Below are 21,393 nucleotides of genomic sequence, written 5' to 3'. Positions count from 1 at the left end.
ACCTGAGTTCGCGGTGCGATTGACAGAAATCGACCACCTCGGCCTTCACTATTCGGCAAAAGCGCATCAGGTCTCGGCTGCCACCATTGGACACCGGACTTCACAAGCGAAAGAGGCAATGATGAACCCGGACCCATTGGTCGTCGCTCAGTTGGCACTAACGTTCGTGCAGGTTGCGGTGGAAGTTCGTAAGATCTTCACTAGCGAAGTCCAAGCGCCCGATGGGGGAGGGGATCATCCAAAACGGGCAGTGGCAAGGACGATCTACATCGCAATTGCAGCAACCGAGGACTACCTAGCAGGGAACAAGGCGGGGGTAGGAAGCAAGTCACTTGACAAGCTTTGGAGCAATGCATCGGCAGCGGTATACAAGTTTGACCAGGACCTTGCCTACCGCATGTACCTCAAGGCGGACTATTGGAGCGACTTTAGCCAGCGGATCGACCCCATCTCGAAGGAGTCGATGAAACGCATGCGAATCACGCTGGAGGACATGAAGGCCGAGATGCTTAGGTTCCTCGATCAAACGTGAATCCGGGGTCTATCGGGTCATACAATGGTCACTCCTAAAAGACTAAAGTTGTTGGGTGGCTGTAACCAGCCTAGAACGGAAGTCCGGCGTGCCTGAGAGCTGCGTTGATGGCCCGTTCCTGCCGGTCACTGGCGAGAACGTTTGGCCGCAGGGGCTGTTGCAGAGCGGTCTACCGCAGCCTGCAGACATCGACGAGCATCAGACGAGGACTTAGTTTGTTAGTGCGCAGCGATGCCCAAACACGGGGACAAGCGGGAAGGGTGGATGGGCTTGCATGGACGATCGGACTCCTTGTTCATCGCAGCGGCTTCAGGCCGCAGGAAAGACCCTCCAGCTATCGGCGCTTGGCAGTTTGGCTTTGGGCCGAATCAGGTACAGGCGGCCGGTCTCGCGCCATCCTTCGCTTTCCACAATTCAGGGCAATGGTTGGGGATCAATGTGATGCCCGCCGCTGCGTACCGCGCGAGTAGGCTCTCTGAGTCCGGCGGCATGGCCTTTTGACGACCGAGCGCTCGCAGCCTAGGTCCTCGGCAACCGTGATGACTGCACGCAGCGCATGTTCAAGAACCTCCGGCGTGGTCTTGTCGCAATCAACAAGCACCGCGACGCGCGCGTTGGCGCCGACATCAATTTGGCTCATCCTTTTTTCTCCTCTGAGCAACGTCGAGCTGCACATACGATCTACGAATCGCCGAACCAAGTACGATTCCGCATGCCAAACCAACCAAAAGCACAGGTCAAGCCGCCAGCAAAGAAATCGACCAAGACGCACTCTGCGCGAGACGATTTCAGCGCCGCGGTGAAGAAACAGCTGCGTGAGCAGGCCGGGGACCGATGCTCCTTCCCCGGGTGCGACAAAAGCACGATTGGCCCCAGCAAAGAAAAGTCCGGAGCGGCTTCGGCTAGAACAGGTGCAGCGGCTCATATTACTGCTGCCGCAGCAGGGCCTGGAGCTCGTCGATACGACTCAACGCTGTCCAAGGGGGCCAGAGGCGCATTTGAGAACGGTATCTGGTGCTGCGCGGCGCACGCCAAGCTCATTGATACCGATGAGGAGACCTTCAGTGTGCCGTTGCTCAAGCACTGGCGCACGGTTGCTATCCGCAGAGCGGAGCTTGCGCAGTCGAGGGGCATTGAGACCTCTCTAAAGCTGGCCGTCGGCGAGCTTGGTCTGGCGCCAGACAAGGTAGGCTTCAATAAGATGCCTACGTCTAAGAAAGTGCATGCTGTGTTTTTGCATTCTTGGATCGCAGCGTTCATGCCGCTGGAGGCTTGGCAGGCTGCAAGAGACTTTGCCTATGAGCACATGCTGAACGCCTTTGAGCATGGACGAGCCACGACGACTGAACTGGAGTTTTCTTCGCACAGTGTTGCAATCCGGGACAACGGCATCGCATTTGATCTTGAGAGCTTGAAGCCAAAGGAGACACTCTTGGGCGGTGGGCTTTTTACGTATCGTGGTGTCGCGGAGCTGATCGGCTGCCCTCCCGTTCTGCTTCAAGTAGCGAATGGGCAACGAGAGTGCCGATTGATGCTCAAACTGAATAGAGAGGTGGCCCTGGATCAAAACCCTTGTTCGTTTGACATTCCCGTTCCCGACTGGAACGTAGGGGCTGCCTCGCGCGATATCGAGTCGCAAGAATTTCAGAGGGCGCTAGCTTCCAAGTCCGAGTGTGAGACGCTGTTCCTGGTCGCCGACACGGCAACAATGATCAGTCACCTCGGTGATCTCGGACCACGAATACAAGACGCATTGGCTACCGGCAAGAAGGTGATCGTCTGCTTTCCCGAAACATCTCAGAGGGTAGTCGATGAATATAAGGCCCGCTTTCCAGGGATTGATGCGGTGGTCTGGAACGAGGGTCCCGGAGAGGTTTACTTTTAGGCGTACCGATGTCTCACAAAACTTGGCTTAGATTGTGTTTAGCGCAGTAGTCCTTCTGCGCGGGAATCTCGGACCAGCAGGGCGCGCAAGTCGATGTCGGATGCGGCGGCCGGCGACTTTGCAACTTGCTGCGAGGCTCGCCAGCTCAGAGATCGACGGCCGCCGACGATAGTCAACTAATTTTGGAGCCACACGACTGGAGTATTGCCATGGCTGCCGCTGAATCGCTTCAACTTGGCTGCCGTAACGGCTCAAGCCAGTCGAACAACCGCGAGATCTTATCGGGCCCACCGTATCGGGAGCCAACCCTTGTGATGCGCGTGCCCGACTCGCTGGTGCCCAGGGTCAACCGGATGCTCGCAACGGCCAAGGCCGATGCTGCGGACGCGGCATGGCTAGAGAACGCTGCGGAGAAGTCGTCGCGTCAGACCATCTATGTCTGAGATTTGAATGGAAGCACGGCAGCGTTGTAGAGGTTCGCCCCCGTGGCTCTTTCCTGACGAAGTAGGTCACGCATGACATGGCTGAGATAGACGGTTCGTTTCAGTTCTGCGTCGGACAAGTGGCCATACTTTTCAAGAACCGAGTCCACTGTGGCGCGGTCGCTGAGGCTCAACGCTGGCGCGGTCAGGGCAGCCTCATCTTCAAGCGCGAGCTGACTGGGCAATGCGAGCATCAATTTCCCTCCCTCCGATCGAAGCTGAACACCCTCTATGAGTTGTGGGAGCTTGGCAGCGTGCAGGTCAACGAAGTATGGGCCGTCCTTTTGCCGAACGACGTAGGCATTGGTCATGCGTTCGCCATTCGCTTCAAGCGAAGCCAGTTCTGCGAGGAAGCAAAGCTTGTGTAGCGCAAAATAACTCAGACCTTCTGCTTTGCCCTCCAGGATGCGCCTAGCGACTATTCCTAGTTTGGCGGCGTCGGGCCGCGGCTTGGAACTTGATACTTTCCGCTTTGGCTGCCTCTGCCGCCTCAGGGTCTCAGCCACGTACTGGTAGTCGCTAAGCTGGTTCGCAAAGCTACGGTGAATCATTGCTCGTTGGCCGGGGTGGTAGGCTGGGATCAATGTTCGTTTCATCCAAACATTCGCAGTCCGGACGTGCTCCCGAAGCGACAGGGAGTGCGGCTCGAGCAGGCTGCATGCTTTCAGGGCCACAGCGCCAAGTGTCACCACGACAGCAGGATCGACAAGTTCGAGCGTCTCTCGAAGAAACGGCGCACAGTTTGCGATCTCTGCGGGCGAAGGAGTGGCATTGTTCCCTCGCTCGTCTTTTGGATTGCAGAGGACTGCGTTGGTGACGAAAACCTCATAGCGGCTGATACCGACTTGTTCGATCAGCCTCTCGAAGTTATGTCCTGATTTGTCTCCGTGAAAAGGAAGATGCGACCCGTCCGCCCCAAGGCGTCCGGGTGCCTCACCAACGAATACAAGCGGCGCTTTTAGCGGGCCGCAGCCTGGGCCTAGAACCCTGGCACTGTCGGCCATGCGAGGGCATCGGGTGCAAGCGACAACGCGATTGACGAGATCGACGAACTTCAGAGCTTTCGCGTCAGCTGTCATTGAATTAAGGCACGCAACTGCTGCTGTGTGGAGTCACGGTAGGCGTGGACCGAATGGCAGACCAGCTTGCCCGGCTGCTTGCCAGATTCCGTGCAAATGAATTTGAGCAATCTACCAAGGCCGACGTAGTTTCCGAGAACCTTGTTGAAGAAGTCGTGATTTCGGTAGACGACCACGAAATCAAGTGTGTCGTTCGCGTTCCACAGAATCTCCACGAACTGAAGGCAGGGCCCTCCACGCGTTCTTGGCGCGTCGAACGCCGGCGACGACAAATGAAACACCAGGCCAGTGGTGCTCCGCTGAGGCCAGGTATTCAGCTTCTCCACAACGCGATCGAGTTGGTTCACGCCTGACGCCGGAAATCGAACGAGCCGCTCGAAGTAGGTGCCCCATGCATGTCGACCCCTCTGCCATTTGTGGGCACGATCATGGGCGTTGAGATAGCGTGCATAGAACTCTGTGCGGTTGGCCGATCGTTCGTACGTCCGCTGCGGGAACAAGGTGTTTGCAACGTCACGGGCCACGTCGGCACCGCCCTTGTGAAGTGCAGGCGAGTGATGCTGAAGCCATTCATCGCCTGCGATGCAGGGCTGGTCTATAGTCGTGAGGAGATTGCTTATCTCACCGTTGCACTTAAGCAATAGCTCACACCCTGCTTGCCACGCCTCCAGAGCATTTGTGCCATGGACTGTACTTACCGTCATAGCGTTTGAGCTTTCGGCGCGGTTGGCGAGCGATAGGTGATTCGTTGCCTTGCAAGATCGACAGTCACATCACCACCGCCGTTCTTCTTAAGTTCCATGAATGCTGCATAACCTTGACAGATCGCGTCTTGCCACTGTTTTGCGGTACAAGCCCGGACCTCTAGCCCCGAGCAGATGCGGCGGATAGCCTTTAGTAGGCCAATGTCGATTGAGCCCTTGTCTGCATACCAACCCCGTTCCTCCGCTTGATTGAAAACCAGAATAGAGATTGCTTCTTCAATGATGCTTGCTCGGGCGCCGTCTTCGACCTCGTCAACTTTTATGTTCGACTTTCGTTTCCGCTTCAACAGTGATCTGCAAACTGGTGACCACCCAAGAACCGCGGCATATGCGAGGTGGAAAACGTCATGGAACCGGTAGCCATCATCGTTATGTGAGTTGTCGGTCAGTGCATCTCCGATGACCACATCGTTCACTGAGACCTTCACGTACAACCCGTGTTCCAGCGGCTTCTCGTAAAAGTTCACCGTGAACCGCCTTGGCAGGCGTTCGTCGGCGGGGAACTCTGCATCGAAAGTGTTGACGCCTCCCTTGGAGTAAAGCGATTCAGCTTTCTCCGAGTTCGCCTTGGCAATTTCCTCAAGTGAAATACCGTAGAGCGAAGCAAGGCTCGTCAGGTACCACAGAAGATCGCCAAACTCCTCACGCAGTTCGCCGCGAAAAGCTGGATTGTCCTTCTGAAGCAGGAGTTTCTTCATCATGCTGTGAAGATCGCCAACTTCTCCGACGAGGCCCATCAACGCGACCGCTCTGGAAGGGCGCTCGTTCGTGCGTTCAACCATCGCTTGGTAGTCGCCAAAAGTGGAGGGCGCAGAAACAGGAAACTCGTCTTGACGGTTTGCACTGTTCCTGTCTGAAGATTTCGCTCGCACTGCGCTCCTCCTTCTGCGCAGGCTGATTGCAACCCGCAGGTTTGACTTGTGACCCGATCGCGTGACGCGAACCCCGCTGGCTTCCCGTCAGGATCAATACAAATCGTAACCTCATTTGATCGTGGCTCCCGATTGCGATGCACTAGGTTTGGGCCACGTGGCATTCTTAGCGTGCCGAAACTTTAGGATTTCAGGTATTCGTACACGCTCGCGCGGGAGCGCCACGCGTCTGTGCGATATCCACCTTTGAAATGCCCTGTACCGCCTCCTGGCGGAGCGCCACGCGTGCCTGCTCGTCCAAGACGGGCTTCCGACCCTTGTAGACGCCCTTAGCTTTGGCGATCGCGATGCCTTCTCTCTGGCGCCCGCGGGTCAGCGCGCGCTCGGACTGACCTACGGCACCGAGCATCTGCATCGCGAGCTAAGGCCGGACGTAATAACATTGCCGACGCCGATCGAAGGACCTGGCGCCGGTTGTTGGGCGCGAGCATTGAGATGGCAAACGCGCCAGCGATTGAGCAAAATACGTTTCGCGTTCAATCTCTGATCTGCTCGCTTGGTTGACGAGCTTTCCAACGTTGACCGTACGGCACTCAATGGCCGAACGACCCATTTAGGCCTTGTCGGAGTCCTGTTTCCCCAAGTCCATCATCCGAGCCACCGCACTAACCTGCGCCGCCCCCGCTCTGAAATACCCCGCGACGGTGTCCGTGCTCCGATGCCCCGTCATCGCCATCGTTTCCTGAAGCGGCATGTTCTGCCTTCCCGCTTCGGTCACGAACCCCGACCGCAGCGAATGCGCAGAGAAATCCTCTCCCACACCCGCCAGGGCACACCGCGCCTTCACGATGTCCCGCACCGCCGTCCCCGAGAGCCCATCGGTGCCCAACTTGCCGTTCTTGAGGATCCGCCGGAAGAGGGGCCCCGATGAGATCCCGCTCGCCTTGAGCCAAGCTTCGAGCGCCATGGCAGCCGACCCCACCACTGGCTTCACGTCCTCCGCCCGGATTTTCCCGTTGTGGTTCGTCTTCGAACTCGCCAGCGTGTACAGGTAGGCGCCTTCATCCCCGCGGTGGAGGTTCTCGAAGACAGCTTCTGACACCTCCGAGCGCCGGCGCCCGCCCGAGGCCCAGGCAAAGAGGAGAAGGGCGCGGTCGCGTTTTCCTTTCAGCGAGTCGTCGCAGGTCTCCAGCACCGCCTCCAGCGGCTCTTTCGTCAGCGCACGCTGCTTGTGGGGCAGGGCGTTGCGCTTCGCATAGGCCTTTCTTGTCTTGCTCAAGAGCGCCTTCACCGCAGGGTCGACGCACGGATTGGGCTGCTTGGACACGTGGTGCGCCATCGAGAGCACCGAGACCCGGTGCACTAGGGTGTTCAATGCCGGCGCCCCGAGCTTGCCCTTGAAGCCGGCTTCCACCAGCGCCTGGTCGATCTCGGGCGGCAGTTGGTGCTCGAGGCCCGCCTTTGTCGAGCGCTGGGCGTGGTCGACGATGAACTGGACGACGACAGGAACGGCAACCGGCAGCGCCATCTGCCGTCCGTACCGCGCGCCGAACCAGGCGGCCCAGTAGCGCATGGCCGCGCGGTACGCCAGGCGCGTGTTGTCCGACTCGCCCTCGGCCATCAAGTCGTGCGCGGCTTCTTCGGCCATGTCCGACAGCTGGCTGGGATCTAGCAGCGCGTGGTCGCTTTTCAAAGGCACTAGGGCCTTGGACACCTTGGGCACCTGGGACGGCGACGTTTTCTCAGCAGATTTCATGGGCGAGCTCCAGCGGCATTGCCTTGGCGGACAGCGACAACGAAGTTCGCTTCAAACCGCCTTATCGTTATTTATCACACATGCCATGTATGATGTCTAACGTATATTCTATATAGTTTCCGATAATCTATTATTATCGAAAGCAAGAAACCAGGCAAGGATCAACCATGGACCCCAGAAGTTCGAGCGCCAACATCGTCCCGATCCGCAGCGGCCGTGGCATCCAGGAGGCCCAAGTCAGGGAAGCCGCCGACGCGCTTCTACAGGAGGGCCTGCGCCCGACCATCGAGCGCGTGCGCCAGAAGATCGGCAGCGGCTCGCCCAATACCGTGAGCCCGATGCTCGAGCGTTGGTTCGCCACGCTCGGCCGGCGGCTGGGTGGCGACGGCCGGCACTCGGCGCAGTCAAGCAGCAGCGGCGAGGCGCACCAGCTTCCATTGGCCATCGTCCAAGCTGCACAGCAGTTCTGGACCGTCGCCCAGCGCGAGGCCGACCAAGTGCAGATCCAGCAGACCGAAGCCACGCGACGAGCCCTCGAGTTGGAGCGCACTGACCTGGCGCATAGGGAGACGGAGCTCCAGCAACGACACGCATCCTTCGAGCAGGCGCGCGTCGCGCTCGATGAAGCCCTCACCTCTTCGCGCCAGGCTGTCACGGCCATGGAGGCGCAGATGCAGGCGCAGCAGCTGGAATCGGCTCGGCTGCTCAGCGCATCGGAAGCCGAGGTGCGGCGCCTGCGCAAGGCCCTCGACGAAGCCCTCGCCAGCAAGGAGGCACTGCGCGAGAAGTCGGCCATGGAACTGCAGGCCCAGCAACGCGCTGCCAGCGAAGCCGAGGATCGCCATCTGTCGCACGAGCGCCGCCTTCTCTCCGACATCGATCGCGAACGCATGGCCGCGCGACAGGTCACTGCGGAACTCGACAAGGCGCAGAAGAAGCATGCCACTCATGCCGAGGACGCGCGCAACGCTCTGAGCTCTGTTCAGATGGCACTACAGGATGCGAAGACCGCCCACCGGGACGCGGCAGCGGCCTCCTCGCTCCGCGAGCAGGCGATGCAGGTCGAACTGGCAGCGCTGCGAGAGCGAGCCGCCGGCGCTGAACAACGAGCAACCGACCTCGCCTCGCAGATTGAGCGCCTCGAGACGCAGTCGGAGCGCGAGATCGCCTCGCTGCAAGCAAGCCACGCATTGGCCAATACCTCCTTGCAGAGACTGGGAGCACAGCTCGGGGGAATCGAGAAGGCACCGCGCGGCCGCAAAAAGGTTGAGAGGTAGGAAACGCCCTTCGCGCGGAGCCCCTCGGTTGCGGAGCCAGGCACTACCGCTTTGCAGCGATTGCGGTCCCTCCCAGTTGGGAGGCGAACTTACGCAGTCGGCCCGTTTCCAGTCATCCAAGTGCCAAGGACACCTCGGTGTGGACGGCCGGTCCCAAGGCATTGCAGCCATAGCCCCCTGCCCGCCCCCAGCGAACCTCCCTTCAAAGAGTTGAACGTCTGCTCTATCCGCCATCCAAATAGGACTTCGGGCCCATGGCGGTCTGTCGGTGTCGCGCCGCCAAGTGCAGCAGCGCAGCGATTGCAGTCTGCCGCAACCGACCGGCGAACCCACGCGGTGAACCAGGCAGTCATTCGGGTGCGGCTAGCGTCGCAGCATCGACGACCGGTATAAGAGTTGTGCAGACATAGCCGCGCAGAACCCTCGAGGGGCATCTTGATCCATGCATTGAAGCCCGACCGAACGGCCGCTATGTTGACCGTCGGAGTGGTAATCCGGGCCCCCGCGCGACCTTCAACTTCGCTGCTTGAGTTTCCGCTTCGCACGTAAGCCGTCGTTGGACGTTCATGCTGAGAGGCCCTCCCGACTGACCAGTAGTCGTCGCTGCGGAGGGGCGTACTCAGGCGAATATGCTCGGGAGTTGAAACTGCTACCAGCGCACCTTGATGCCGAGCGACGCCTGCACCGAGAACTTGACAGTCGCATCGCCGCCGATGCTCCACAGGTGCCCGAGCTCGCCGTACAGGCTGGTTGCGGGGCTCAGTGCCAGCGTGGCGCCGGCGGCCACCTCGGCCGCGCTGTATCCGCCGCCGCTCGCAATCGCTAGGGACCCCGCCGGGCCGATGAAACGGACCACATCGTCGCCGAAGTGCGCCCAGTACAGGTTCGCGCGCGCGTAAGGCTGCAGCCGACCGGCACCGGTGGCAAGGTCGCCCTTGATGCGAACGCCCAGGCGCCCGATCCAGCCGTCGGCGTTGTCGTGGCTCACCTGTGCGCCACTGAGCACCATGTCGTCCACACTGCTGTGCTGCCATGCAACCTGAGCCTGGGGCTCCAAGCTCCAGCGCTCGCTGAGCGCGAAGGGCATGCCCGCCTCCACGGACGCCGTGAAGCTGCTGGCCTTGCCGGAGACGCTCGGATTGATGTCGGGGCGCACCGTGAAGCGCTGGTTGCCACCCTGCAGGACGCTGTCGACGTACAGACCGCTCGCCTGCATCCAGGTCGCATATGCGCCCAGGTAGCGCGATTGCAGTTCGTTTCTGCCCACAGTCGCGGTGATGCCGCGGGCGTGGCCGGAGACATCGACGCCGCCATCGACATAGCCCACGTAGACGCCCGCGCGCCATTCGCCGCCTGCCCACAGGTCGGTGCCCCCCTGCAGGCCGCTTACGCGCCCCTCCGTGTGCGCTTGGGCCACCCCGGGTTGCTGGATGTCCAGGTCCGAGTAGACCAAGCGCCCCCAGGCGCGACGTGCACCGGATTGCGTGCCTGTCTGCGGATCCAGCGCGTGGAAAGCCGGGGCCTCGTCGCCAATGCGCCTATGCAGGTTGCCCAGCATGGCCAGGTCGGCCTGTCGGAGTTGCGCGGGCAAGGCCGCCAGGAGCGGAACTTCCGCCCGGAAGGCCGGTACCTGCACGGGCTGGCCGACTGTCGGCAGCTCCGGTGCGGTGGAGCGCAGATACCAATTCTCCCCCGCGCCCTGCGCATCGGCTGCATAGAGCCTGTACTCGTAGGCGCCCGCGTCCACGTGGCCATTGGCCAAGGTAAACGCGCTCTTGGTCGTCTGCGCGGTCGTGGTGGCGCCATTGATGCCGCTCACCACCTCGATGCCGTTGCCGGTCGTGAGCGCGCCCAGCCCTCCCAGGTTCGTGACCTGGATGGAAGTTTTACCGCTGGCAGTCGCACCGGGACCGTCGAGCACCAGCCGGTCGCTCACGCTGCCGACTCCCCCCAGTTGCGTGCCCAGCCTCAACACGCTGTGTGCAGCATAGGGCCCGCTGACCGTCAACGTGCTGCCCGCGGTGGCGCCGAGGAGGCTCACCGTGCCGCTGTTGACCAGGGCCGCCACGCGCTGGTTGAAGCCACCGGTGTCGAGCGTCGCGCCATTTGCGACGGTGTGGGCCGAGGCGGCGCTGAAGGTGTTGGCCGCACCCGCCCTCAACGTGCCAGCGGTCACTGTGGTGGCACCTGCATAGGTGTTCGCGCCCGATAGCACGGTGGTGCCCGTACCGACCTGGCTCACCCCACCGCCGCCGGAGATGGCGCCTCCAAAGAAATAGACGTTGCTGCGGTTGAAGGAGAGTGTGCCGTTGTTGGTGATGTTGCCCCCGACGGAGCCGCTGCTGCCGCCGTCACCAAGCTGCAGCGTGCCGCTGCTGATCGTGGTGGTGCCGGTAAAGGTGCTGTCGCCGGTCAGCTTGAGCGTGTTGGTACCGCTCTGGGTCACGGTGCCGCTTCCGCTGATGACGCCTTCGTAGGTCAGGGCATCGCTGTGGCTGAATACTAGGGCCCCGTTGTTGAAGACGTCTCCGAGGATGCTGCCCATGGTGCCGCCATTTCCGAGTTGAAGGGTGCCCGCGCTGATGACGGTGCCGCCTTCGTAGTAGTTGTTGCCCGCGAGGACCAGCGTGCCATTTCCGAGTTTCGCGAGCCCGCCCCTGCCGCCGATGCTCTGCGCAATGGTCGCGTTGTGACCGTTCGTGTCGATGCGACCACCCCCGGCGTTGAGCGCGACGGCGCGCGTGGTCGCGAGGCTCAGGTCGGCGTCGAAGCGCAACGTCCCCCCAGCAAAATCCAGTGCACCGCCAGGTGCGCCGAGATTGGCATCACTCGCCACTGCAAGCACCCCGTTGCCGACGAGGTTGCCGCCGGTGTAGCTGTTGGCACCCGTGAGGACCAGGGTGCCGGCGCCCAGCTTGGTCAGCAAGCCGGGACCGGAGATCGGGCCTGTGAGGCTCAAGGTCGTGTTGACCTCGGGTGTGAACGTTCCGCCATCGACGCCGAGATCGACGTTGCGAGCGCTGCCGAAGGTTGCACTGGTGATCAGCGTGCCGCTGTTCAGGCTGAGGCCGCCGCTGGACAGTCCGAGGTTGTTGTCGCCCCTCACCTGCACTGCGCCCCCGTTGATCGCGGTACCGCCCGAGTAGGTGTTTGCTCCGCCCAGCACCAAGAGGCCCGCATCGGAGCGAATCAGCCGGGCGGGCCCACTCGCGCCGTCAACGATCGGCGCGTTGATGGTGGCGGTGACGAGCGGATCAACGCGGATGATCGTCGCCGGCTCGCCCGCTAGGGCGAAGCCGCCACCGTCGATCGTGTAGCCGCCGGTGCGAAATTCCATGCCCTCGAAGGCGATGCTCTCGCCCAGCGTGACGGTGCCGGCGGCGCCCTGGAAAACGGCGAAGCCGCTTTGCCATGGCGCATTCACGTTCCCTGTCGAGCCGGTCCAGTTGGCGGGTGTTGTGTGCCAGGTTCCCGTGCCACCATCGACCGCATTGTTGGAGGTGGTGTTCGCGCCGTCCCAGAACTGGAGCGCATAGCCACCCGACTGGACAATCAGGTTCACCTGGCCCGGAGTCGCAGTGTCGACCAGGAAGTCGCTGCTCACGAAGCGCGCCGGTACCGATCCCACCGCAAGTCCGTTGTTGGTCAGGACCCCGCCATAGTTGATGAGGCGGTACACGCCGGGCGCCATGCCGCCGAGGTTGGCCAGGTTGAGCGTCCCGTCCAGCGTGAGGTTGCCGGCCACTTGGGTGAGGTCGTTGACGCTGCCACCGACCAGACCTGGAAGGCCCAGTTCGTAGTCGAGCTGGGAGCTCGGGTGGAGCACCAGTGAGCCGAGGCTGAATGTACCAGCGCTGTTGCCCGGCGCGAGATGCCCCCCATCCGCCACATTGGACTGTCCAGCCACGGTGCCGGTGCCCCGCAGCGTGGCGCCATTGTTGACCTGCGCGTTGCCGCCGACCGTGCCATTCAGGGCGAGCACGCCGGAATTAACGCTCGTGAGCCCCGTGTAGATGCTGGCGCCGGAGAGGGTCAGGACGCCGCCCCCGGCCTGGGTGAGCGGGCCCGTGCCGCTGATGACACCCCCATAGGTGCGCGAGTCGCTGCGGCTGTACACCATCGCCCCGTCGTTGTGGATGTCTCCAGCAACGGTGCCGCTGCTGCCGCCGCCACCAACCTCGACGGTGCCACCGCTGATGGTCGTGGTGCCATTGAAGGTGTTTCCACCCGTGAGGATCAGCGTGCCGGTACCCAGCTTGATGAGCCGGCCGGGACCCCTGATTCCGGCCGTGAAGGTGGCGTTGTTGGTCCCGATGTCGATGGTTCCGGTGGTGTTGAGCGTCAAGGCCCGGTCGGAATTGAAAGACTGGGTGAGTTGCAGAACGCCGCCATTCGCAGTGCTGCCGCCAAAAGTCACTGGGGCGGCGGGCTCTCCAAGATTGGCATCAGTAGCCACACTCAGGACGCCGTTGTCGATGTGCGTGGTGCCGGTGTAGCTGTTCGCGCCCGTCAGCGTCAGTACGCCTGGACCCGCCTGGGTCAGGGTGCCCGTCCCACTGACCACGCCACTGAATATGAGCGCGTCGGACCGGTTGAAGGCCAGGGCCCCATTGTTGGTGACGTTGCCGATGATGCTGCCCGAGGTGCCGCCATTGCCGATCTGCAGCGTGCCCGTGTCAATGGTCGTGCCGCCTGTGTATCCCTCGTTACCGGTCAGCACCCAGGTCCCCGTTCCAGATTTCACCAACGAGGTCCCCCCGCCGATTTCGCCGATGACGGCGGCCAGCATGTTCGCACCCGTGTTGCTCCCGCCCAGCGTCAGGATACGAGCCCCCGTCTGGCCGTTGAACGCCATGGCGCCGGGGTTGGTGAAGTTAAGCGCGCCGTCGCCGGACACGTCGATGGTGCCCCCGCCCGTACCTACGCTGAACAGGCGATCGGTGCTGCCGGCGGCGCCCATGTAGCGCAGCGTGCCGCCGTCGAGTACCAGGTTGGCCGCCTCATTGGAGGATTTGCCGATATTGCTGGCGACGCGGCCATTGGCGATCTTCGAGACGCTCAGGCTCCCTTCCTTGATGATGGTGGGGCCCTCATAGGTGTTGTCGAAGGTCAGCACGGCGGTTCCCGGACCGGTCTTGGTCAGGGGCCCTGAAGAATTCCATAGTTTGGAGCTCACCAGCAGGCTGTCCCCGGGATCCAGGGTTTCCAGCGTGAGGGGTCTGAAGTTCAGGTTCAACCCGACGCCCGAAGTGCTGACAACCTTGTTTTCAGGGCCGCCGGTCGTCGTGATGGTCAAAGGGTCCACCAAGACCGTTCCGCCGCGGAAGTCCTCTCCTGTGAAATCCACGACCCCACCGCCCGTTGAATCGAACGTGATCCTCCCGCTGATGTCCTCGCGGCTGACGGCGTCGATGATGAAGGTCGACGGCCCGTTCACGTTGAACTCCCTGGATCGTATGGGCGATGCGTCCGACGGTGAGGAAAGGCGAAGGGTCGCTCCACCGGCCACCGTCGTCGAGCCGATGTATGAAAAGGCGCCGTCCGAACCAAGGGTGACGGAGCCTTTCAAGACGGTGAGGCTGCCGGCTCCGGAGAGGGTGCCAGTCACCGAAGAAGCCCCAGTGCTGGCGAACACGATCCCACCGCCGACGTTGTAGGTTCCCACCAGATTCACGCCCTTGCTCTCGAACGTCAGCGCCGACGTGCTGCCACTGCTCACCGAGACATCCGCGGCGTCGCCAATGCTGCTGCCGGCGCGAAGGGTGACGCCGTCGATGCCCAGTTGAGCATTGATCTGCCCGTCGGTGATGGTGTTGGTGGTGCTCGTCGACGTGCCATGGACGATGTACACGTCTTGTGCTTGCTGGGCATATGCGTTTCCGGGAACGGCCATCGTCAACAGCGCGGAGGCAAGGCTCATCGGCCACATGGCGGCGTGTTGAGTGCCCCCGCCAAACACCACCGCGGAGGTTGATTTGCAAAAGCCGCGTGTCAGTTCGGAGGTGACCCGGAACGCTTGGCGGACTGCGCTCCAGACCACCCGGTATGTTGCGTTCATCGTGCGCTCCTTCAAAGCATTGCTGTCAAGGCATTGCGGAGGCCGCAATCCGACGGCAGGGCGTCTCAAACGGCGTCGAGAAGGCTATCCGATCTGCGGCACTTGGACCAGTTCTTCCTGACGCACATTCGAGGTCTCGCCTTCGTACAGCCAGGGCGCGTCGAGCCAGAGCCCGCCCACCACACGCAGCGCTGCGTCCCGCTGGAATGAAAAATATCCCCATCACGCTTGGCTTGCGCCTGCACGCGGGCATTGCGGCGCCAGCGTGCGGCCGCGTAGCGTGCGAAAGCATCCGGCAAGCTGTCCGGGCCACCCTCTCCCGCGCACTCGGCCAGCGCCCCGGCGTCTCGATCGCCATGGCGGCGCCTTGCGCGAGATGCGGCGCCATCGGATGGGAAGCGTCGCCCAGAGGCGCGATTCGCTCGTTCGCCATTTCGTTGGGGCCCCCAACCGGAGGCCGGCTGTTCACGGTCCAGGCGCGCCCGGAATGCATCGCATCGATCTGAGCCTGACCCCGTCGCAGCGGTCCCCAATGACATTTAGCAAAACGTCGGCGCTGGCCTTCTGATCCCAGTCGCTAGGGTCGGTCACGGTCAACTCCGATTCGGCGATGACCACCAGACTGAGCCAGTCGCCTCCGCGCACCGGATAGGCCACAACATGGAGTTGCTCAGCGAGCCAAGCCTGCACGTCGACCCTTCGCAGTTTCGCCGGCAGGCTGTCACACGGAACAAGGGCGCGCCATGCAATGTGCCCGGTCGGGCGGGGTGGCAGCGTGCTGGCCACCACTCGCTCGCGCACGACGCTCCACAGCCCGTCCGCGCCAACCGGACCATCGCCTTCCCATTCGCGTGCACCGGATGCCCCGACTGAGACGGTCTCCCGACGCGTCACCACCTGTGATACGCGTGCGCTGTCTAAAGCAGACCTCCCCTGCCGCCCGTCGCAACGCTCCAAGACTTTGGAAAGGATGGGCAGCGTCGACTGTTCCTGACCGTTGCGGACTGCGTGGACCGGGGATGGGTAGCAACACGCCTAGCCTTGCCGCGGGTGCTGCTGAGCTTCCATTGCATGCAGCAATACCAGCGCGTCCTCGAACTCGAAGTCGTTGACCTTGCGGGAGATCCGCCGCACCGCCTCCTTGCGCGCCGGGTGGCCGACGAGGAGTTGCTCAAGCTCGGCCGTCAGATCCAGCGCACCAGGGTCGCTGTCGAGGAGTCGTTGCTTTAGACGCCTGACCACAGATTCGAAAGGCTCGAGCGTGGGCGCACCCGATAGCGCCGTCGCCGCTTGCCCTTGCGCCGATTCGAGCCCCCGCAGGCCGTTCATCACGACGCCCAGTTCGCCGCGCACGTCGGCTAAAGGCTCGCTCAGAGCATCACCGCGCAACCCCGCCTGGCATGCGCCTTCCAACACAGCGGCGGCACTCGCGAGCGATGCCGCGCCAATGTTGCCCGCCGTGCCGCGCAGCGTGTGGGCCGCACGCGCCGGTGCCGAGGCATCGGCATCTTGCAGTGCCTTCGCAAACTCGGTTTCAAATTCCGCCTGCGAATCCCGGAACATCGACAGCATGCGCCGATACAGCTCGGTGCGGCCCTGGCACGTGGCCAGGCCGGCCTGCTGATCGATTCCTGGCACTAGAGGAAGGCAGATGTCGGGCTCCTGTGCAGCAACGTGCTGGCCGGGCACATCCGGCCGCCGGTCCGCCTGCGGCGCACGGATCCACTTCGCCATCGTCGTGAACATCGTGAACTCGGACAGCGGCTTGGCGATGTGGTCATTCATCCCGCTGGCCAGCGCTCTCTCGCGATCGCCGGCCATCGCATTGGCCGTCATCGCGATGATCGGCAGCGCATGAAAACGCTCCTGCGCGCGCAGACCGCGGGTGGCCGAGTAGCCGTCCAGCACCGGCATCTGGCAATCCATCAGCACGCCGTCGAATGCGGCGTCCCGCTCCAGAACTTCGATCGCCTGCGCACCGTCGGTCGCAATGACCACCGCGATCCCCGCGCTCTCCAGCAGTTCGCGCGCAAGCTCCTGGTTCATGTCGTTGTCTTCGACGAGCAGCACCCGTGTGCCGGCCAGTTGCCTGGCGGCAGCCTCGCCTCGGTCGCCCCGCTCCGCCGCGCGCGTCTCGGCCAGATGCCCCTTGCCGAGTAGCCGGCCGATCGCTTCGAGCAGGGTGGAGGGCGTCACGGGCTTGGTCAGCACCACGGGCAGGCGGATACCGTGCCGATCTGCGGCCTCGAGCGCCTCCTCGCGGCCGAAGGCGGTGACCATGATGACCGCCGGGGGCTGCGCTGGTGCCTGAACGTGGATCTGCCGCGCCACCTCCACGCCGTCCATGCCCGGCATCCTCCAATCCAGCAGCACAAGGTCATGGGGCAGGCCTCTTCGCTGCGACCCGGTCACGAGCGCCAGGGCCTCGGGTCCGCTGCGGGCCACATTCACCTCCAGGCCGAAGCCCTTGGCCATCTGCGCAAGGATTTCGCGCGCGCTGGCGTTGTCGTCGACGACCAGGGCGCGCAGGCCCAGCAGTTCGTCGGTCTTGAACATGCGGCGCGATTGCGGCTGCGGCTGCGTCTGCAGGCCCAGGCGCGCAGTGAAGTGAAATGTCGATCCCTTGCCGGCCTCGCTGTCGACCCATATGCGGCCCCCCATCATGTCGACCAGGTTCTTCGAGATCGTCAGGCCCAGGCCCGTGCCGCCGTAGCGGCGCGTGACCGAGCTGTCGGCCTGGCTAAAGGCCTGGAACATGCGTCCGATCTGCTCAGGCGTCATGCCGATGCCGCTATCGCTGACCCGGAAATGCAGTTCCACTTCGGGGTCGAGTCGCTCCTGCACCTCGACACCGACGACGATCTCCCCAGCGTCGGTGAACTTGACGGCGTTGTTGCCGAGGTTGGTCAGCACCTGGCTCAGGCGCAGTGGGTCACCGACCAGGGCCGTCGGCAGCTCGGGCGGCGTGCTGAACAGCAACTCGAGGCCTTTGTCTTCGACCTTCAGGCCCACCATGCTCGCGAAATCGTCCAGGACGTCCTCGAGCCGGAATGGCACCCGCTCAAGCTCCATCTTGCCGGCTTCGATCTTCGAGAAGTCGAGGATGTCGTTGATGATGCCCAGCAGATTCTCGGCCGCGCGGTGCACCTTCTCGACGTAGCTGCGCTGCCGATTGTCGAGTGCCGTCTTCAACGCCAGATGACTCATCCCAATGATCGCGTTCATCGGCGTGCGGATTTCGTGGCTCATGTTCGCGAGGAAGTCGCTCTTCGCGCGCGTGGCCTCCTCGGCGATCTCGCGGGCACGCCGCACTTCGGCCTCGGCGGCGCGACGCTGCGTGATGTCGCGCACCGACGCGCAGACGCACACGCCGCGGCCTTCGATGGCCGGCAGCTGCGACAGGCCGATCTCCACCGAGAATCGGCTGCCGTCCTTGCGCAGGCCTTGCAGGTCGGCCTGTGTGCCGCCCATCTGGCGCGTCAGGCCCGGAGCCATGAATCGCGCCCGCAGTCCCGGGTGACGCGATCGGCTGTCGAAGGGCACCAGTGTCTCCAGCGATTGGCCGATCAGTTCACCCTCCGCGTAGCCAAAGAACTGGTTGAGCTGATGGTTGGTGAGCAGAATTCGACCCCCCGCATCGACGACCAGCATGCCATCGGGCGCCGCCTCGATGATGCCCTGGTACCAGGCCCTCGTCGCCTCGAGCGAGGCTCGCTGTACCTCCAGCGGTTTTCCCATCGGCCGGCCCTCAGGGCGGCTCGGCAATGAAGGCGATCGCATCGATCTGCCTGGCCATGTCCGCGTCGGTGTCGGCAAACCGCTGGGTGATTTCGCGGAAGGTGTCCAGGCACTCCAGGAAGGCATCGACGATGTCAGGATCGAAGTGAGACCCACGACCCTCCAGGATGATCTTCACCGCCTGCTCGTGCGGCATGGCTGGCTTGTAGACGCGGCGGCTGACCAGCGCGTCGTACACGTCGGCCACGGCCATCAGGCGCGCCGAGATCGGGATGTCGTCGCCGGAGCGGCCTTCGGGGTAGCCGCTGCCGTCCCACTTCTCCTGGTGGCTGTATGCGATCTCCTTGGCCAGGCGGAGGAATGCCACGTCGATGTCGAGATGCTTCTCGGCCTGTGCGATCGCGTCGCGGCCCAGCGTGGTGTGGGTTTTCATGATCTCGAACTCCTCGGGGGTCAACCGGCCCGGCTTGAGGAGGATGCGATCAGGAATACCGATCTTGCCGATGTCGTGCAGCGGCGCTGACTTGAACAGCAGCGTGATGGTCGCATCGTCAAGAAAATGAGCAAACCGTGGGTGATTGCGCAGATGCTCGGCGAGCACCTTGACGTAGTGCTGCGTACGGCGGATGTGGTTGCCTGTCTCGTTGTCGCGCGCCTCCGCCAGCCAGGCCATTGCATCGATCGTGACGTCCTGGATCGCGGTCACTTCCCGAGTACGGCGGGCAACTTCCTGCTCGAGGTACGCGTTCTGGTCGCGCAGGAAGTCGGCCGCGGCGTTGATCTTGATCTGCGTCTCCACCCGTGCCAGAAGCACCGGCGGCCGAATCGGCTTGGTGATGTAGTCAGCCGCCCCGAGCTCGAGCCCGAGCATCTCGTCCTGCTCAGATGACAAGGAGGTGAGAAAGATGATCGGGATGTCGCGCGTCTGCGAATCGGCCTTGAGTTCACGCGCGACTTCATGGCCCGAGAGGCCGGGCATCATGATGTCGAGCAGGATGAGATCCGGTGGGTCGCCGTGGCGGGCGATCTTCAAGGCCTTCTCGCCGCTGTTGGCGACCTTGATCAGGTACTCGTCCTTGAGCAAGTTGCTCATGAGCACCAGGTTGTCGGGCGTGTCGTCCACGATCAGAATGGACGGACGACGGGCGACGTCGAGATCAAGGTTCATGGCTGACCCCTCACGTTGCAGACCCCCGTTTATACGCCTCGTGGCCCACTTGGTGACGGTCGGTAACGTTGTCAGCGCTCTACGACGCATGCCGCGCCTCCGAAACCGACGACTGTTCGAACGTCCGATCTTCGCTCTGCTACGGAGCCACTTCCGCTTCGGGCCCCAGTCCGGGCCACTGCGGGAAGCGCGCGCACCAGCCACTCAGCATAGGGCAGGATGCGGGGCCATCAACCTACCTTTGACGACGCCTCGGGAATCGACTGCCTCCACAATTTTGAGGAGCAGCCGCGTCCAACTATGACGCTCACCGGACCATTCGTCGGTACGCAGTCAGATTCATACCAGCACAGGCAGAATGAGACGTTTCCACTCAGCTTGGCCCTCGCAGCCTCCCCACGTAGCGTTGAGCAAAGGATTTCTCCTGATGGTCGATGACGCATATGGTGACCCAGCAGGCCTCTCCGACCCGCAAAGGGCCCGCAAGGAATTTACTGCGCTTGCCGTCGCAGCTTCATTGATTCGGCTTGGTGACCACCTGGACCAGAAGCTGGTTGATCTCGCAAGCGAAGTCGCGTTGGAATGCGCCGCGATTGCCGACCCTTATGCCGGTCTACTGACATCAGGGACCGCTGGGGACCAGATTCGCCGACGGCTTGGGCTGGTCCGCAAGGGTGCCCCCGTGCCCACCCCGCTACGACAGGTGGAGGCCCAGAACTCGGTGAAGCGCCTTACAGGGCTCGCCGTCGCTGCCGGCGTCATCCACATAGGCGACGAACTCGACCAGAACGCAGTCGATTTTGCGAACAATGTCGTCGACCGCTGCGCGAGCATTGTGGAGCCGTTTTGGGACGGCGAGGCAGGCAGCAACGCGGCTGAGCACATCCGAGCCGAACTTGGCCGGTAGGCGTGTTCTCGACGTTTCAGCGACAGCTGGGCCCACCTGAGCAAGTCGTCATTGGGTTTAAGCCCTGCGGTCACGGCTGTGACTATTCCTCCCGAGTTCAATCAACGCCTGCCTTGTGAGTCGGACTTCTGCACTAAGGGCGCCGGCATTAGGCGGCACAGCGCCAAGTTGGTGACCGAGTACCAACGTTCGGTTCCGCTCAGGCCGCAAGTCGGCTTCGGGCCCTGCCCTGCCGGTCGTCAGCGACTGGCCTACAGCAGCTCCGCAGCGATTGCCGTCCTCTCCGACGCCAGACCAACTCCCGCTGTGATCCAGAGTGCGGTCGTTCAGGTGCCGCGAACATCTCAGAATCTACGGCCGGTCCCAAGGCATTGCGGACACGCCTCACCTGCATCGCCAACCCGGTTTCGAACCCAGATCAAGCGGCCGCTTTTCATGCAGCCGGAGTGGTAGTCAGGGCCCATAGGAGCCATTTGCAACGCGCATTGACGCATCACAAAGTCGACGTTCGTGCGGCGGATCGTTTCGCGCCTATGTTGATGCGTTGTCGCGGCCTCGCAACTTGGCCGAACTGTTGCCTGTACCACCGAGAAAAGGCACTCAACGCCGAGAACCCCAGCAGCTCGGCAACCTGCGACAGTGGCCGGTTGCCGTCTTCGATGTAGTGAACGGCGAGTTCGCGACGAATTGTGTTCACGACCTCCCGAAACGTCATGCCCTCACGAACGAGACGCCGATGCACGGTCTGCCGGTCGACGCCGAGTTGCTGTGCGACCTGCTCGATCGAGCCTTGGCCCGAGGGCAAGAGCATCAGCAAGATGTTGCGCACGCTGTCGGTTGCACTCATGCGTGTCGATCCGGCGGAAGTCTCCAGA

The 21,393-nt window shown here is 62.6% G+C and carries 14 protein-coding genes; 6 read left to right on the top strand and 8 right to left on the bottom strand.

Going from position 1 to position 21,393, the window contains the following annotated elements; all coding sequences use genetic code 11:
* Positions 1-19 precede the first annotated feature (19 nt).
* The 3 genes from QTH87_RS25235 to QTH87_RS25225 all read left to right on the top strand — a co-directional run bounded on the left by QTH87_RS25235 (position 20) and on the right by QTH87_RS25225 (position 2,860).
* Complete coding sequence (locus QTH87_RS25235) at positions 20-532, top strand: hypothetical protein (RefSeq protein WP_286613076.1); 513 nt, start codon at positions 20-22, stop codon at positions 530-532.
* Between the two features lie 556 nt (positions 533-1,088).
* Positions 1,089-2,417, top strand: coding sequence for a hypothetical protein (locus QTH87_RS25230; protein WP_286613074.1), 1,329 nt, complete (start codon positions 1,089-1,091; stop codon positions 2,415-2,417).
* A gap of 209 nt (positions 2,418-2,626) precedes the next feature.
* Positions 2,627-2,860: a hypothetical protein gene (locus QTH87_RS25225; RefSeq protein ID WP_286613073.1), complete on the top strand. Its 234-nt coding sequence runs from the start codon at positions 2,627-2,629 to the stop codon at positions 2,858-2,860.
* Here the strand turns inward: QTH87_RS25225 and QTH87_RS25220 are convergent.
* Positions 2,851-3,903: a uracil-DNA glycosylase gene (locus QTH87_RS25220; protein WP_286613070.1), complete on the bottom strand. Its 1,053-nt coding sequence runs from the start codon at positions 3,901-3,903 to the stop codon at positions 2,851-2,853. The genes QTH87_RS25225 and QTH87_RS25220 overlap by 10 nt on opposite strands.
* A gap of 71 nt (positions 3,904-3,974) precedes the next feature.
* A complete protein-coding gene (locus QTH87_RS25215; protein ID WP_286613068.1) occupies positions 3,975-4,325 on the bottom strand; it encodes a thymidylate synthase family protein in 351 nt (116 codons plus the stop codon).
* 48 nt (positions 4,326-4,373) lie between these two features.
* Between QTH87_RS25215 and QTH87_RS25210 the strand changes: the two genes are divergently transcribed.
* Positions 4,374-4,622 carry a hypothetical protein gene (locus QTH87_RS25210; protein ID WP_286613066.1) on the top strand — a complete coding sequence of 83 codons (249 nt, stop codon included), beginning with the start codon at positions 4,374-4,376 and terminating at the stop codon, positions 4,620-4,622.
* A gap of 56 nt (positions 4,623-4,678) precedes the next feature.
* Here the strand turns inward: QTH87_RS25210 and QTH87_RS25205 are convergent, their stop codons facing one another.
* Both QTH87_RS25205 and QTH87_RS25200 read right to left on the bottom strand, forming a co-directional pair.
* Entirely contained in the window at positions 4,679-5,524 is an 846-nt protein-coding gene (locus tag QTH87_RS25205; protein ID WP_506555333.1) for a nucleoside triphosphate pyrophosphohydrolase family protein, read from the bottom strand.
* 703 nt (positions 5,525-6,227) lie between these two features.
* Positions 6,228-7,370, bottom strand: coding sequence for a site-specific integrase (locus QTH87_RS25200; protein ID WP_444812845.1), 1,143 nt, complete (start codon positions 7,368-7,370; stop codon positions 6,228-6,230).
* Between the two features lie 167 nt (positions 7,371-7,537).
* Here QTH87_RS25200 and QTH87_RS25195 point away from each other — a divergent pair, with 167 nt between their 5' ends.
* Positions 7,538-8,647 carry a DNA-binding protein gene (locus QTH87_RS25195; RefSeq protein ID WP_286613063.1) on the top strand — a complete coding sequence of 370 codons (1,110 nt, stop codon included), beginning with the start codon at positions 7,538-7,540 and terminating at the stop codon, positions 8,645-8,647.
* Positions 8,648-9,296: 649 nt separating this feature from the next.
* Here QTH87_RS25195 and QTH87_RS25190 read toward each other — a convergent pair.
* From QTH87_RS25190 to QTH87_RS25180, 3 genes are all read right to left on the bottom strand, one after another.
* Positions 9,297-14,705: an autotransporter-associated beta strand repeat-containing protein gene (locus QTH87_RS25190; protein WP_286613062.1), complete on the bottom strand. Its 5,409-nt coding sequence runs from the start codon at positions 14,703-14,705 to the stop codon at positions 9,297-9,299.
* Between the two features lie 1,035 nt (positions 14,706-15,740).
* Positions 15,741-18,443, bottom strand: coding sequence for a PAS domain-containing hybrid sensor histidine kinase/response regulator (locus QTH87_RS25185; protein WP_286613061.1), 2,703 nt, complete (start codon positions 18,441-18,443; stop codon positions 15,741-15,743).
* Positions 18,444-18,453: 10 nt separating this feature from the next.
* Positions 18,454-19,611 (bottom strand): response regulator, encoded by a 1,158-nt coding sequence (locus QTH87_RS25180; RefSeq protein ID WP_286613060.1) that lies wholly within the window; start codon positions 19,609-19,611, stop codon positions 18,454-18,456.
* 427 nt (positions 19,612-20,038) lie between these two features.
* Here QTH87_RS25180 and QTH87_RS25175 point away from each other — a divergent pair, with 427 nt between their 5' ends.
* Positions 20,039-20,518 carry a hypothetical protein gene (locus tag QTH87_RS25175; RefSeq protein WP_286613058.1) on the top strand — a complete coding sequence of 160 codons (480 nt, stop codon included), beginning with the start codon at positions 20,039-20,041 and terminating at the stop codon, positions 20,516-20,518.
* A 493-nt stretch (positions 20,519-21,011) separates the two neighbouring features.
* Here QTH87_RS25175 and QTH87_RS25170 read toward each other — a convergent pair.
* Positions 21,012-21,393, bottom strand: a 382-nt coding sequence (locus QTH87_RS25170) for a helix-turn-helix transcriptional regulator (protein ID WP_286613057.1), incomplete at its 5' end; no start/stop codon positions are given.

Origin of the sequence: Variovorax jilinensis, from assembly GCF_030316885.1 — a bacterium.
Lineage (GTDB): Bacteria > Pseudomonadota > Gammaproteobacteria > Burkholderiales > Burkholderiaceae_C > Variovorax > Variovorax jilinensis.
This window is presented reverse-complemented; position numbering and strand designations above follow the sequence as displayed.